The 12,691-nt window shown below is 71.2% G+C and carries 17 protein-coding genes and 1 tRNA gene; 7 read left to right on the forward strand and 11 right to left on the reverse strand.

Translation table 11 applies throughout. From position 1 onward, the window contains the following. Positions 1-22 precede the first annotated feature (22 nt). Positions 23-634, forward strand: coding sequence for a hypothetical protein (locus ACFYYN_RS21400; RefSeq protein ID WP_500547088.1), 612 nt, complete (start codon positions 23-25; stop codon positions 632-634). A gap of 187 nt (positions 635-821) precedes the next feature. Beyond that, entirely contained in the window at positions 822-1,301 is a 480-nt protein-coding gene (gene mscL / locus ACFYYN_RS21405) for a large conductance mechanosensitive channel protein MscL (protein ID WP_500547089.1), read from the forward strand. A 12-nt stretch (positions 1,302-1,313) separates the two neighbouring features. On the opposite strand, the gene ACFYYN_RS21410 is transcribed toward mscL, so the two are convergent. Further along, positions 1,314-1,523: a hypothetical protein gene (locus tag ACFYYN_RS21410; protein WP_499512339.1), complete on the reverse strand. Its 210-nt coding sequence runs from the start codon at positions 1,521-1,523 to the stop codon at positions 1,314-1,316. A gap of 176 nt (positions 1,524-1,699) precedes the next feature. Then, on the reverse strand, positions 1,700-2,686 hold the full coding sequence (locus ACFYYN_RS21415) for a sigma-70 family RNA polymerase sigma factor (RefSeq protein ID WP_499512340.1): 987 nt from the start codon (positions 2,684-2,686) through the stop codon (positions 1,700-1,702). 189 nt (positions 2,687-2,875) lie between these two features. Between ACFYYN_RS21415 and ACFYYN_RS21420 the strand changes: the two genes are divergently transcribed. Beyond that, a complete protein-coding gene (locus ACFYYN_RS21420; protein WP_500547090.1) occupies positions 2,876-3,403 on the forward strand; it encodes a GNAT family N-acetyltransferase in 528 nt (175 codons plus the stop codon). Positions 3,404-3,415: 12 nt separating this feature from the next. On the opposite strand, the gene ACFYYN_RS21425 is transcribed toward ACFYYN_RS21420, so the two are convergent. After that, a complete protein-coding gene (locus ACFYYN_RS21425; RefSeq protein ID WP_499512342.1) occupies positions 3,416-3,916 on the reverse strand; it encodes a MarR family winged helix-turn-helix transcriptional regulator in 501 nt (166 codons plus the stop codon). 102 nt (positions 3,917-4,018) lie between these two features. On the opposite strand from ACFYYN_RS21425, the gene ACFYYN_RS21430 reads away from it, so the two are divergent. Then, positions 4,019-4,666: a GTP cyclohydrolase II gene (locus ACFYYN_RS21430; protein ID WP_500547091.1), complete on the forward strand. Its 648-nt coding sequence runs from the start codon at positions 4,019-4,021 to the stop codon at positions 4,664-4,666. Positions 4,667-4,675: 9 nt separating this feature from the next. Then, entirely contained in the window at positions 4,676-5,443 is a 768-nt protein-coding gene (locus tag ACFYYN_RS21435) for a dioxygenase family protein (protein ID WP_500332299.1), read from the forward strand. A 94-nt stretch (positions 5,444-5,537) separates the two neighbouring features. Here the strand turns inward: ACFYYN_RS21435 and ACFYYN_RS21440 are convergent, their stop codons facing one another. From ACFYYN_RS21440 to ACFYYN_RS21450, 3 genes are all read right to left on the reverse strand, one after another. Beyond that, the gene (locus tag ACFYYN_RS21440; RefSeq protein WP_500547092.1) at positions 5,538-7,049 is read right to left on the reverse strand and encodes an MFS transporter; all 1,512 of its coding nucleotides are present in this window, start codon (positions 7,047-7,049) and stop codon (positions 5,538-5,540) included. Between the two features lie 121 nt (positions 7,050-7,170). Continuing rightward, a complete protein-coding gene (locus ACFYYN_RS21445; protein WP_499512346.1) occupies positions 7,171-7,800 on the reverse strand; it encodes a TetR/AcrR family transcriptional regulator in 630 nt (209 codons plus the stop codon). Positions 7,801-8,045: 245 nt separating this feature from the next. Then, positions 8,046-8,456: an organic hydroperoxide resistance protein gene (locus ACFYYN_RS21450; RefSeq protein WP_499512347.1), complete on the reverse strand. Its 411-nt coding sequence runs from the start codon at positions 8,454-8,456 to the stop codon at positions 8,046-8,048. Between the two features lie 103 nt (positions 8,457-8,559). Here ACFYYN_RS21450 and ACFYYN_RS21455 point away from each other — a divergent pair, with 103 nt between their 5' ends. Both ACFYYN_RS21455 and ACFYYN_RS21460 read left to right on the forward strand, forming a co-directional pair. Then, entirely contained in the window at positions 8,560-9,042 is a 483-nt protein-coding gene (locus ACFYYN_RS21455) for a MarR family winged helix-turn-helix transcriptional regulator (RefSeq protein WP_500360117.1), read from the forward strand. A 90-nt stretch (positions 9,043-9,132) separates the two neighbouring features. Next, positions 9,133-9,205 (forward strand) — tRNA-Arg (locus ACFYYN_RS21460). Between the two features lie 71 nt (positions 9,206-9,276). Here the strand turns inward: ACFYYN_RS21460 and ACFYYN_RS21465 are convergent. The 5 genes from ACFYYN_RS21465 to ACFYYN_RS21485 form a co-directional block, all read right to left on the reverse strand. Continuing rightward, positions 9,277-10,431 carry a tyrosine-type recombinase/integrase gene (locus tag ACFYYN_RS21465; RefSeq protein ID WP_500547093.1) on the reverse strand — a complete coding sequence of 385 codons (1,155 nt, stop codon included), beginning with the start codon at positions 10,429-10,431 and terminating at the stop codon, positions 9,277-9,279. Further along, the gene (locus tag ACFYYN_RS21470; RefSeq protein ID WP_500547094.1) at positions 10,431-10,622 is read right to left on the reverse strand and encodes a helix-turn-helix domain-containing protein; all 192 of its coding nucleotides are present in this window, start codon (positions 10,620-10,622) and stop codon (positions 10,431-10,433) included. The genes ACFYYN_RS21465 and ACFYYN_RS21470 overlap by 1 nt, the downstream gene beginning before the upstream one ends. Further along, the gene (gene repSA, locus ACFYYN_RS21475; RefSeq protein ID WP_500547095.1) at positions 10,619-12,010 is read right to left on the reverse strand and encodes a replication initiator protein RepSA; all 1,392 of its coding nucleotides are present in this window, start codon (positions 12,008-12,010) and stop codon (positions 10,619-10,621) included. The genes ACFYYN_RS21470 and repSA overlap by 4 nt, the downstream gene beginning before the upstream one ends. Continuing rightward, positions 12,007-12,198 carry a hypothetical protein gene (locus ACFYYN_RS21480; RefSeq protein ID WP_500547096.1) on the reverse strand — a complete coding sequence of 64 codons (192 nt, stop codon included), beginning with the start codon at positions 12,196-12,198 and terminating at the stop codon, positions 12,007-12,009. Before ACFYYN_RS21480 ends, repSA begins: the two co-directional genes overlap by 4 nt. Positions 12,199-12,289: 91 nt before the next feature. After that, the gene (locus tag ACFYYN_RS21485) at positions 12,290-12,604 is read right to left on the reverse strand and encodes a SpdD-like protein (protein ID WP_500547097.1); all 315 of its coding nucleotides are present in this window, start codon (positions 12,602-12,604) and stop codon (positions 12,290-12,292) included. Between the last annotated feature and the right edge of the window lie 87 nt (positions 12,605-12,691).

Consider the following 12,691-nt stretch of genomic DNA (forward strand, 5'->3'; position numbering starts at 1 on the left):
TCCTGCCAGGCCGGATGCGCCGGTGGACGAAGGCCCGATGACGGGGGTGGTCGAGATGGTGGACAGCGGTGGCTGCGCGCTGTGGACGGACGGCGGCGAGGTGCCGGTGCCGCCGGCGGGCGCGGGGGCGGGGGCGCCCGCCACGTGCGCGGTTCCGGTGTTCGCACCGATCAGGGCGGGTGGCGGCCGGCACCGGTTGCGGCGCGCGCTGCGCCGCCGGCGGCGGATGATGGCCGCGGGCCTGGCGATGACCGCGGCCGCGCTGGCCGCCGCGGCGCCCCGTACGGATCAGCAGCACGGCCGGGCCGGGCGGGAGGTCCCCGCTCCGGCGCCCGCCGCGGCGGCGCGGGACATGGTGCGGGCGCCGGTACGCATCGCGGACGCTGCGGCGGCCGGGCTGGTGCGGCCCGGTGACCGGGTGGACATCCTCGCGGCGGCACGCGTGGTGGCCCGCGGGGCGCCCGTGGTGGCCGTGCCCTCCCCCGCCGACGGCGTCCCGGGTGGCGGGGCGACGAGCGTGGACGGGGGCGGGTTCGGGGGCGGTGCGCTCATCGTGCTGTCGGTCCCGCGCCGGACGGCGGCCGCGCTGTCCGGCGCCGCGGCCACCTCGCCCCTGGCGGTGGCACTGCGATAGCCGCACTCCGTGAGAAAGGCAACCGGCGGGGAGGCCCGTGGCGCCACCCCTTACCCTCGGAGGCCGAACCGCTCACCCACCTCCGTCACCGCCGGCCCCCACGCCGGCGGCGCCCGGCGGACACCACCAGGCCCCACGGGTCCCCCGGGCCGAACTGCACGGTCGTTCTTCGAAAGGAAATCGTCCCTTGAAGGGCTTCAAAGCCTTCCTGCTGCGTGGCAACGTCGTCGAGCTCGCTGTGGCGGTCGTCGTCGGCGCCGCGTTCAGCAAGATCGTCGACGCGTTCGTGAAGGGCCTCATCAATCCGGTGATCGGTGCCATCGGCACCAAGAACCTCGACGGCTACACCCTCTGCATCGAGTCGCCCTGCACCGTCGTCAACGGCGAGCTCACGAAGGGTGTGGGCCTCCTCTGGGGCGCGGTCGCCGGCGCGGCACTGACGTTCCTCATCACGGCCGCGGTCGTGTACTTCCTGCTGATCCTGCCGATGAACAAGCTCAACGAGCGGCGCAAGGAGGGCAAGGAAACGGCGGTGGCCGGCCCGACGGAGCTGGAGCTGCTGACCGAGATACGCGACCTGCTGGCCCGCCAGCAGCAGGGCCACGGCGGCGGCCCCGGCATCCCCTCCCCCTACGGCCACAGCGGTACCAACCGGACGCATCCGTAGCGACCGTCCGCCTCAGATGTGGTGCGGGGGCTTCTCGTCGAGGAAGCGCGCGAGATCTCCCGCACCACCCTGGCCGGGGCGCTCGCCCCACCCGGTGTCGGTGTCATCGGACGACTGCCGGTCCAGCGGGTCGTCGAAGACCAGCGCCGGCACGTGCTCGCGCGGCGCTTGCGGGGCCGGGGCCGCGGCGGGCCCCGTAGCGGGGTCGGGGGTGCTGCTCATGCCGTCCAGGGTACGGGGCCGTCCACACGCCCGGCCGCGACGAAGGCCCGGCCGTACGCACGCAGGCGACGCACGACCGGGCCGGCCGGGGAAAGGGTCGAGCCCCGGCACAGGGGGGTGGCGCCGGGGCTCGAGTCTGTGGTGGCGCGGGCGCCTGCAGCGGCGCCCGCCTGACGTCAGGCCGCCTCGATGGACAGCCCGGTTGCGCGCGCCATGCGCTTGAGGTCCGCCAGCGCGTGCTTCTCGATCTGCCGGATCCGCTCACGCGTCAGCCCGTGCTGCTTGCCGACCTCGGTCAGCGTGCGCTCACGGCCGTCCACGATCCCGTACCGCGCCCGGATGATGGACGCCGTCCGGTCGTCGAGCCGGTCGATCAGATCCTCCAGTTCCTCACGCCGCAGCATGACGAGTACGGAGTCCTCCGGCGAGGCCGCCGACGTGTCCTCGACGAGATCGCCGAACTGGGTCTCGCCCTCGTCATCCACCGACATGTTCAGGCTCACGGGGTCGCGCGCCCAGTCCAGGACGTCGGAGATCCGTTCCGGGGTGGAGCCGAGCTCGGCCGCGATCTCCGCGGGCTCCGGGTCACGCCCGTGCTCGCGGTTGAACTCGCGCTGCACCCGGCGCACCCGCCCCAGCTCCTCCACCAGGTGGACGGGGAGCCGGATGGTGCGCGACTGGTCCGCGATGGACCGGGTGATCGCCTGACGGATCCACCACGTCGCGTACGTGGAGAACTTGAAGCCCTTGGTGTAGTCGAACTTCTCGACGGCGCGTACCAGGCCTGCGTTGCCTTCCTGGATGAGGTCGAGCAGCGGCAGGCCGCTGCGCGGATAGCGTCGCGCGACGGCGACGACCAGGCGCAGGTTGGAACGGATGAAGACGTCCTTGGCCCGCGCACCCGCGGCGGCTATCGTCTCCAGTTCCTCTCGGTCGGCGTCCGCTCCCTGACCCAGCTCCTCGCCCGCGAGGAGCTGCTCGGCGTAGACGCCGGCCTCGATCGCCCTGGAAAGCTCGACTTCCTGCGCGGCGTCGAGCAGCGGCGTGCGCGCGATCTCGTCGAGGTACATGCCGACGAGGTCGCGGTCGGCCATCTCGCCGTGGCCTGCGCGAGCGCTGCTGTTCCCGCCGGTGGTGCTGCGGGCGACGGCACGGGTTGCCATGCGTGCTCCCTTGCGAAGGTTCGGTCGGGTGTCGGATCGAGTGAGCTGCCCCTCCAGCAGCTTCACGCGTGCCTTTCGGCTGCCCACTCGAAAAGAGATAACGACTGGAATCCGGACACAATTCCCAAGCGCCGCCCCGTTTTTTACGATCTTGCAGTACCCTGTCCGGCCACAGCCGGAGGTGGATCATTGCCCGAGTCCGTCGAAGTGCAGGTCAGGCCGGGTGGGGAAGAGGACCTGCAGGCCCTCACCGACCTCTACAACCACTACGTCCGTGAGACACCGGTCACATTCGACCTGGAGCCTTTCTCCCCGGAACAGCGCCACCCTTGGCTGCTCTCCCACCCGGAAGACGGACCACACCGCCTTTTGGTTGCCCACGGGACGCAACAGGACGGTACGAACGCACTGCTCGGATACGCCACGAGCAGCCCGTTCCGCCCGAAGGCCGCGTACTCCACCTCCGTGGAGACCTCCGTGTACTGCGCCCCGGAGGCCGGGGGCCGCGGCGTCGGCACCCTGCTCTACACGGCGCTCTTCGAGGCCCTGCGGGGCGAGGACCTGCACCGCGCGTACGCCGGGATCGCGCAGCCCAACGAGGCGTCCGTCCGCCTGCACACCCGCTTCGGCTTCCGCCCGCTGGGCGTCTACCGCGAGGTCGGCCGGAAGTTCGGCCGCTACTGGGACGTCGCCTGGTACGAGAAGGACCTGACCTGAACCGGCGCGCGCTCAGCGCAGCCAGGGAAGGTCCACCGCTCCGTTCTGCGGCTGCAGCCCCTCGGCGATGACCCGGCAGATCTCGCCGAGCTGGCGCACCTGCTCCTCCGAGAGCCGGTCGAAGATCGCCCCGCGCACCGCCTCCACATGGCCCGGAGCGGCCGCCGCGAGCGCGGCGAAGCCCTCGTCGGTGAGGACCGCGAGCTGGCCGCGCCGGTCGGAGGGGCAGTTCTCGCGACGGACCCAGCCGTTCTCCTCCAGGCGGGAGATGGCGTGGGAGAGCCGGCTGCGCGTAATCTTCGAGCGTTCGGCCAGCTCCGTCATGCGCATCCGGCGGTCGGGGGTCTCCGAGAGCCACACCAGCAGCGAGTAGTACGCGTGGGGCATCCGCGCGTCGCGCTGGAGCTGCCGGTCGAGTGCGTCCGAGATCAACTGGGTGGACGCCATGTACGCGCGCCAGGCGCGCTGCTCCTCCTCGCTCAGCCAGCGGGGTTCGGGGGCTCTCGTCGTCATCCTCCCAGCCTACGAATTCGACCTTGAACTTTCAAGCAATCGCCGGTACGTTCCCCCTTGCCAGCTTGAAACTTCAAGGAAATCTTCAGGCGAGGGAGCCGTATGACGACCCCGACCGCACCGGACGCAGCCCCCGCCCCATCGCGCGCGGCCATCCGCACCCGGGTGCGGATCCCCCTGACCTTCCCCGACGGCTCGACGACCCCGGCCGACGTCTTCACCTTCACCGGCCTCGCCGACGGCAAGGAGCACCTCGCGCTCGGCCTCGGCCCTCACGAGGGCGCGACGTCCCCACTGGTCCGCCCCCACTCCGAGTGCCTGACGGGCGACGTCTTCGGCTCCGCGCGCTGCGACTGCGGCCCCCAGCTGCGCGAGGCCGTGCAGCGCATCGCCGAGACCGGCGGCTACCTGCTCTACCTGCGCCAGGAAGGCCGCGGCATCGGCCTGTACGCCAAGCTCGACGCGTACGCCCTCCAGGACGAGGGCCTGGACACCTACGCCGCCAACCGCGCCCTCGGCCGCCTCGACGACGAACGCGACTACACCGCCGCCGCCCAGATGCTCGGCGCCCTCGGCGTCGACGCCGTCCGCCTGCTCAGCAACAACCCCGACAAGGCGGCGCAGCTGTCCGCGCTGGGCGTCACGATCACCGAGCGGGTTCCTACCGGGGTCCACCTGTCCGAGGACAACGTGCGCTACCTGCGCGCCAAGGCCGAGCACACCCACCACACCCTCGACCTCCCGGCCTGAGGAGGCCCCATGCGCATGCCCGCCCTGTACCTCTCGCACGGCGCCCCGCCGCTCGCCGACGACCCGGTGTGGCCCGGCGAACTGGCCGCCTGGTCCGCCGGGCTCCCCCGCCCCACGGCGGTCCTCATGGTCTCCGCGCACTGGGAGGAGGCCCCGCTCGCCCTCGGCGCCACCACCACGGTCCCGCTCGTGTACGACTTCTGGGGCTTCCCCCGCCACTACTACGAGGTGCGGTACGCGGCCCCGGGCGCGCCCGCGCTGGCCGACTCCGTGCGCAAGCTGCTGCGCGGCGCGGGCACTCCCGTCCAGGACATCCCCGACCGCGGCCTGGACCACGGGGCGTACGTCCCGCTCGTGGAGATGTACCCGGACGCCGACGTCCCCGTACTGCAGGTCTCGATGCCCACCCTCGACCCGCGGGAACTCATGGATATCGGGCGCAGGCTCGCCCCGCTGCGCGACGAGGGCGTGCTGATCGTCGGCAGCGGCTTCTTCACCCACAACCTGGCCGCGCTGCGGCACGCCGGTGGGGTGCCGGGTTGGTCGGCGGAGTTCGACGACTGGGGGCACCGCGCGCTGGACGGGCAGGACGTGGACGCCCTGCTGGACTTCGAGCACAAGTCCCCCGCCGGGCGGCTCGCCCACCCCAGGACCGAGCACTTCGCGCCGCTCTTCGTCACGATGGGCGCGGCCGAGGACGACCTCGGCACCCAGCGCAGCGTCATCGACGGCTTCTGGATGGGCCTGGCCAAACGGTCCGTGCAGTTCGGCCGGTAGTCTCCGCAACGCGAAGGGCCCCGCTTCCTCCCATGAAGCGGGGCCCTTCGCCGTACTCGCCGTCTCCGGCGTGCCGTCGTCGTCGACGCGTCCGTCAGTGGGCGATCACCGGGACGGCGACCTCCTCGGCGCCCTCGGCGTCCTTGCTGCCGGACGCCGCAACCACACCGCCGCCACCGCTGGTGGTGATGAAGGTGAAGGCGATGATCGCGGACAGGGCCAGGATGCCGACCGCCCACCAGATGGCGGTGGAGTAGCCGTGCACGGCCGCGGCGTTGACGAAGCCCTGCTTGCCGAGCGTACGGGCCTCGGCAGCGTGTGCGGCGACCCACGTGGTGGTGGCGCTGGCCGCGATGGTGTTCAGCAGCGCCGTACCGATGGCACCGCCGACCTGCTGCGAGGTGTTGACCATGGCGGAGGCGACACCCGCGTCACGCGGCTCGACACCGTGCGTGGCCAGGCTCATGGCCGGCATGAAGGCCGTACCCATGCCGAGGCCGAGCAGGATCTCGGCCGGCAGGACCAGGCCCGCGTACGAGCTGTCGACCGACAGCTGGGTCAGCAGCAGCATGCCCAGACCCGCCACCAGGAAGCCCGGGGTCATCAGCAGGCGCGGACGGACGCGGGTCATCAGGCGCGCGCCGATCTGCGTGGAACCGGCGATCATGCCCGCGATCATCGGGAGGAAGGCGAAGCCGGTCTTCAGCGCGGAGTAGCCCTGGACGACCTGCAGGTAGTAGGTGAGGAAGAGGAACAGGCCGAACATCGCGATGATGGCCAGACCCAGCGAGAGGTAGACGCCACCGCGGTTGCGGTCGGTCACCACGCGCAGCGGCAGCAGCGGGGCCTTCACGCGGGCCTCGACGACCACGAACGCGACCAGCAGCACGACCGAGGCCACGAACAGGCCGATCGTGGTGCCCTCGCTCCAGCCGTGGGTCTCGGCGCGGGTGAAGCCGTAGACCAGCGAGACCAGACCGGCGGTGGCCAGCACGACGCCGGGGATGTCCAGGCCGCTGCTGTTGCGGCTGCCGGCGGGCTCGTGGACGAAGCGCATGGCACCGAACGCGGCGACGGCGGCGAAGGGGATGTTGACGAAGAACGTCCAGCGCCAGTCCAGGTACTCGGTGAGCACACCACCGAGGATCAGGCCGACGGCACCGCCACCACCGGCGATGGCGCCGTAGATGCCGAACGCCTTGGCGCGCTCCTTGGCCTCGGTGAACATCACCGCGAGGAGCGACAGCGCGGCCGGCGCGAGCAGCGCGCCGAAGGCACCCTGCAGCGCGCGGGCACCGAAGAGCACCCCCTCGTTGGCCGCGGCGCCGCCGATCGCGGAGGCAGCCGCGAAGCCGATCAGGCCGGTGACGAAGGTGCGGCGGCGGCCCCACAGGTCGGCGATGCGTCCGCCGAAGAGCAGCAGGCCGCCGAAGACCAGTGCGTAGGCCGTGATGACCCACTGCTTGTTGGCGTCGGAGATGCCCAGGTCGGTCTGGGCGGAGGGCAGGGCGATGTTCACGATGGTGCCGTCGAGGACGACCATCAGCTGGGCTATCGCGATGAAGGCCAGCGCCTTCCAGCGCTGGGCGTGTGCCAGATCAGGCATGGATGAACTCACTAACGGGACGAAGAGATGACGACATTGAAGACGAAGAGGACATACAGTACGTAACGGAAATGTTGTGGGCGAGTGAATTACGCGGGGGCGCCCGTTCGGCAGGCGGAACTCAGCGACATTGCCGAAGGTCCTCGAAAGTGGCGGAGTCACCTGGGAGTTCGGAGCGCGCCGGCGCCTCCAGGCCGTCCACGAACAACTGCAGATGACGGCGGATGAAGCGCTCCATGCTGCCGCAGTGCTTACCGGGCAGCGGCCGCGTCAGCTGGCTGACGGCCACCATCACGTCGCCGACGTCGATGTCGGCGCGGAGCCGTCCGGACCGCCGCCCGGCGGCCATCAGCTCCTCGATCGCGTGCTCCAAGCGTATGCGGCTCTCCTCGAGCCGCGGGTCCCCCTTGCCGAATCCGGTGGAGAGCATCGGGCACAGCGCGCCCACGCGCTCGTCGGCCGCCTCGTGCACGAAACGGCGCAGCGCGTCGAAGGCGTCCGGCTCCTGCGCCAGTGCCTCCTCGGCCCGCCGGGTGATCCTGTCCGTCACCGACAGGGCCACCTGGAGCGCGAGCTCCTGGCGGTCCGCGAAGTGCCGGTAGACGGTGGCGTTGCCCACACCTGCCCGCTTGGCTATCTCGTCGAGCGGGGCGTCGGTACCGTGCTCGAGGAGCACCTCGCGGGCGGCGACGATGATCCGCTCGCGGTTGCGCGTGGCGTCCGCGCGGAGCTTCGTGGCGACGACTGCCATGACGGGTACTCCTCTCTGTCTCTCGGTGGCGCTCGGTTCCGGGGAGCGAGTCCCCGTTTGTGCGACGTAGGTGTAAACGGGGAGCCGTTCCCCGGATATTTCACGGCCGCCTGTGAGCTGAGTCACAATCAATGCGGGTGGCTCCGGCAGCCCTTGAGGGGCCTCCCGGGCCGTCCGGTCCTGCACGCACGGGAAGGGCCCCGGACGCTACCGCGCGTCCGGGGCCCTTCCGCTCCTGCCAATGCCTACTCCACGACGAGCTCGACCGGGATGTTGCCCCGGGTCGCCTTGGAGTAGGGGCAGACCTGGTGGGCCTGCTCGATCAGGGTGCGGCCGGTCTCGTTCTCCAGCTCCGACGGCAGCTCGGCGCGGAGCACGACCGCCAGACCGAAGCTCGTGTCGTCCTTGCCGATGGTCACCTCGGCGGTCACGGAGATCTCGCTGGTGTCCACCTTCGCCTGCCGCCCGACCAGGGCGAGGGCGCTGGCGAAGCACGCGGCGTAGCCGGCGGCGAAGAGCTGCTCGGGGTTGGTGCCCTGTCCGTTGCCACCGAGCGCCGGCGGCATGGCCAGCGCCAGGTCGAGCTGGCCGTCGGAGCTGACGGCGCGCCCGTCACGGCCGTTGGCGGTGGCGACAGCGGTGTACAGCGCGTCCATGGAACGTCCTCTTTCGATCGGTTGCGATCTCGTTGACCACAAGTAGAGCACACAACTGAGTTGCACACAACTAAAACGTGGACGGTCGGGCTACCCTGGACCCATGACCGCCACCGCGCCCGCCCGTGCCGGGGACCACCTCCGGCTCGAGAACCAGATCTGCTTCTCCCTGCACGCCGCCTCGCGCGCCTTCGGCGGCGTCTACCGCGTCGTGCTCAAGGACCTCGGCCTCACCTACCCCCAGTACCTGGTGATGCTCGTGCTCTGGGAACACGGCGCCCTGCCGGTCAAGAAGATCGGCGAGCACCTGCGCCTCGACTCCGGCACCCTCTCCCCCCTCCTCAAGCGCCTCGAGGCCACCGGTCTCGTACGCCGCGAGCGCTCCACCGACGACGAGCGCTCCGTCACCGTCCACCTCACCGACGCCGGCACCGCGCTGCACGCCAAGGCCCTCCAGATCCCGCGCCGCATCTCCGCCGCCACCGGCCTCGACCTGGAGGAGATCAACGACCTCCGCGCCCGCGTCGACCGCCTCACCGCGGCCCTCACCGCCGCCGACCTCGACGACGGCCCGCCCTGCGGCTGACGCCCCTCGCGCAGCGCCACACACCCCCGGCACCCGGCGCAATCGCCGGCACACCCCTGACCCTCATCCGCTAGGCTGTCCCACGCCTTCGCCTCAGTAGCTCAGGGGATAGAGCACCGCTCTCCTAAAGCGGGTGTCGCAGGTTCGAATCCTGCCTGGGGCACAAGGGAAAAGGCCCCGGACCGATCAAGGTCCGGGGCCTTTGACATCCACTTTCGACATCAACGGCGGCGGTCAGCCGCGGTCGACACGCCTCCTCAACAGCCGGTCCATGTGGCTGATGGCCTCGCGCTGAGTGTCCTGCACGACGTGTGTGTAGACGTCCATGGTGATGCTGATCTGACTGTGGCCGAGGATCTCCATCACCACGCGCGGAGCCACGCCGGCCGCGGTCAGCAGCGTTGCGCAGCCGTGCCGAGCGTCGTGCAGCCGGATGACGCGGAGTCGGGCGCCGTCTGCGACCCGGGTGAACGAGCGGTAGAGGTTGCGCGGCTCGATCGACCGGCCGGTCCGGGTGGTGAAGACGTAGCCGCCGTTCCCCTGCCACGTCTCCCCCGCACGCTGACGGGCAGCAACCTGCCGCATCCGATGCCAGCGCAGCGGCGCGATGCACAGCGCGGGCATCGGAACCGCCCGGCGACGGCGGCCCTTGGGATCGTCGTCGTAGAGCACCCCCCGCCGGCGCTGCACTTGCTGCCGGACGTAAAGGACGCGCTTGTCCAGGTCGACGTCCGCCCAGCGAAGTCCGACGATCTCACCCCGGCGCAGGCCCATGGCGATGGCGAGCACGAAGGCCGCATAGAGCGGATCCTTGCGCGCGGCGGCGAGGAAGGTCAGCGTCTCGTCCAGCGTCCACGGACTCAGCTCACGGGCCCGAGGCCTGGGCGGTTCGACGAGCGCGGCCACGTTCCGGGCCACCAACTCCTCACGGCAGGCCGCCGAGAGCGCCGTGCGCAGAACGCGGTGAGACTCCTTGGCGGTTGGGCCGGTGGTGTCGCGCTCCAGGCCGTTCAGGAAGCGGCGGACGTCGGCCACGCTCAGCGACTCCAGCCGCTTGGACCCGAGTCGGGGCACGAGGTAGAGCCGCACGTGTGCCTCGTACTTGTCGAACGTACTGAGCTTGCGGCGCGGCTTGACCACGTTCTCCAGCCAGTAGGGCAGCCACTCGGCGAGCTTGGCGGACCGAGTCGGCACGGGAATGCCGCTGTCGACCTTGTCGAGCAGTTCGCGGCGCTTGGCGTCGCACTCCGCCCATGTCTTGCCGTAGGCGAACTTGCGGGCGCGGGTGCCGTCGGGTTGGAGGACGTAGACGGCGGCTTGGTAGCGGCCGTCCTTGCGCTTGGTGATGGTGCCGGCGCCGTTGGGGTTGCGCTTGCGCTGTCCGGGCATCAGGCAGCGGCCTCCTCGGTCTCGTGAGCGATGAAGTCCCGTACCGCGTCGGCGGGGATACGTCGGGCACGGCCGATGGTGATGGAGACCAGGCGGCGCGAGCGGATCAGGTCGTAGACAGTGGAGCGTCCGAGCTTGAGCCGGGCCATGACTTCCGGCACGGTCAGCAGCTCTGCGGTGGCGGTCGTCATGTTGCGGTTCCTTCCAGGGCGAGGTGGTCTCGTAGGGCTTCGCGGGCGGTGTCGCGGTTGAGCTGGATGTCGCGGGCGATGGACGCGGCGAGGACGGATTCGCCGGGGGTGTGGCCGTGGCCGGCGTATTGCCAGTCGGCCAGGACCAGGACGGTGTCGGGCTCGATGTCCTCCAGGCCGAGGTCCGCGTGTTCTTGGGCGGCGCGGTAGTCGGCGCGTTCCTGGCGTAGGGCGCCGAGGGTGGTGGAGTAGGCGCGGGATTTGGTGGAGAAGTGGCCGCGGAAGCCGAGCATGTGTGCCCAGGCCCACAGCCGCCGGTCGGGGTAGAGGTCGTCCAGGTCGCGGCAGGCTTGGATGAGCCGGCGGGCGTGGTCGGGCACACCGTGGCGGTCGAGCTCCGTCAGTTCGCCGATGCGGCGGTCGAGGGTGCCGGTGGTCTCCGCTGCCTTGGTCGCGTACTTGGCGACGTAGGAGGCGACGGCCTGCTCGGTGATGTCCGAGCCGTCCCCGAAGGCCTTGACCGGGCGGACGTCGAGTTGGGCACCCCAGCGGAAGGTCCGGGCCGGTTGGTCACCGGCAGCGGGGACGGTGATCGAGGTGTACGAGTGGCGGGCGGCGGCCCGGACGGCGTCCTCGAGTAACTGGGTGGTGGCCCAGGACGGCGGTGCGGTGTCGGGTCCCTCGGGGCCGTCGAGGCGGATGACGGCGTGGAAGTGGACGGCGCCGCGCTTTTGGAACTCGGCGACCTTGCCGAAGGAGACGCGCAGGACCTCTGCCATGGCGCGTTGGGTGAGGCCGGCGCGGGCGGCGATCTCGCGGCGGAGGCGGTTGGTGAAGCGCTGCCACAGCTGCCCGGCGCGGTTGTTGAACAGCACCGCCCCCGCGTAGTCGTAGGTGGCCGGGTCGAGCGCAGTCCCGAGTGCCGGGTCATCGGCGGGGTGCCGGGAGCCGCAGCGGCAGCGGCCGGTGTCGGGCCGGTTGTGCACGCGCCCGAACGAGGGCGCGGTGAGGGTGGCGAAGACCCGGGGGTGATCCCGAACGGTGCCGGGGATGTCGCGGCGCTGGTCCCCAGCCAGGCCCGCGCGGATGAGGTGGTAGGTGTCGCCCGCGTAGGTCCAGGCGCAGGCGGGGCAGCGGGAGGCGCGGCGGTTGCCGCAGGCGATACGGAGCCGTCCGCCGGGCTCGTGTTCGGTGGAGTAGTGGTGCAGGGTCTCGCCGCTCACCTTGTCTTTGGTGAGGGTCCAGCCGGTCAGGTGGATGGGGTCGGAGCAGCCGCCGGTGCGGTGGATCTGGTCTTCCCATCGGTGGAAGCCCGGGGACCCGGCCACCCGCAGCAGGTCGGTCAGGGTGGTCGGGTCCAGGCCCGCGAGGGTCGCGGTGACGGTCACGCGCGGCCCCCGGCAACCGAGGCGACGGTGCGGGTGGAGCGGGTGCCGGTGCCGCGGCAGGTTGGGCAGTGAGCGGTGAGGGTGCGCAGGTGGCCGTGCCGGTCGCGTCCGCCGAGGGTGATGGCGGCAGTGGCGAAGCCGTCGCAGGCCGGGCAGATCCGTGCCGGGGGTGGTGTGGGGTGGGTCATGATGAGGGTTCCTTCCGGATCTCTGATTCGGGCAGGGGCACGGCTCCCGGGGCGGGCGATACTTGGCGGTTGAGACCGCCCCGGGGGCCGGTCAGCGCTGACGCTGGCCGTTGAGCATCGAGCGCAAGACGACCGCGCACACGGCCACCGATGCCGCAGTGACGGCGACCGCCAGCAGCAGCGACACCAGGACCGCGCCGACGACCAGGACCACGGCAGTCCCGCCACCAACGAGCGCGATCAGAGCGCCCGGGGAGAGCTGCACCACGGGCCGGGACGACACCGCAGCCACCGGGACGGGCGCGGGGGTCGGGATGTGCTGGATGACGCCGGCGGCGGGCTCGACCGGGAGCGGCATCACGGCACCGGTCGGGGTGGGGTTGGTGGGGATCTTCGGCCGGAGCATGAGCGGTCTCCCTACTTCTCGATGAGGGTGTCGATGACGGGGGCGAGCAGGCTGTCGGCGATGAGGTAGCCGCCCAGGAGCAGCACC

Origin of the sequence: Streptomyces sp. NPDC001902, from assembly GCF_042891295.1 — a bacterium.
GTDB lineage: Bacteria > Actinomycetota > Actinomycetes > Streptomycetales > Streptomycetaceae > Actinacidiphila.